Origin of the sequence: Poinsettia branch-inducing phytoplasma str. JR1 (assembly GCF_000309465.1) — a bacterium.
GTDB classification, from domain to species: Bacteria; Bacillota_I; Bacilli_A; order Acholeplasmatales; family Acholeplasmataceae; genus Phytoplasma; species Phytoplasma pruni.
In genome coordinates this window covers 1-661 of the sequence record NZ_AKIK01000137.1, presented here as the reverse complement: position 1 = coordinate 661, position 661 = coordinate 1, and the positions used below count along the sequence as shown (strand labels likewise).

1 pseudogene is annotated in these 661 nt (G+C 25.6%); it reads left to right on the top strand.

What is annotated here, in order from left to right:
- Positions 1–553: pseudogene (locus tag ON17_RS03660) on the top strand (hypothetical protein); the annotation flags it as partial.
- Positions 554–661: the final 108 nt, after the last annotated feature.

Genomic DNA, 661 nt, shown 5'->3' with positions numbered 1-661 from the left:
AAAATATAAAGAAACAGATAAAAATGGTAAAGTTAAATATTTTAAAACTCAAATTTATCAAACAATTGCAGATTTTAAAAAATTAGGAGTTGGATTAAATGATTTAGTAGGAGAAAGTTTATATTTTTCAATTAAAGAATTAAAAGACGCTGGATATACAGTTAAAGATTTTAAAGATGCTGAATTGACATCTCCAAAATCTACTAATACATTTAAACCTAATCAATTAAAAGATGCAGGATATTTAACTAATGATTTAGTAGCTGCTGGTTATTCATTGAGTGAAATATATGAATTAACAGATTCTAATCTTGAAATTAATAAATTAAGAGCCTTTGGGTATAAACTTTCAAAAACATCTGGAAAAACAGCTAAGGAATTAAAAGATGCTGGTTGGTCAGCTTCGGATTTTAAAGATTCTGGATATTTATATAAAGAATTAATAGATGCTGGTTTTACAGTTTTTGATTTAAGAGATGCTGGATTTACAAAAGCCAATTTAATAGATATTGGAATTACAGATGAAGGTTTAAAAAAACTTAGATATATATAAAATTTTTTAAGTTGGTTGTTAAATAAACACTTAAACAACTAAGACTGAATGTAAAATAATGTATTTTAATGTATAAAGCTAAGCGCTCCTTACCCTCGCGTGAACTTT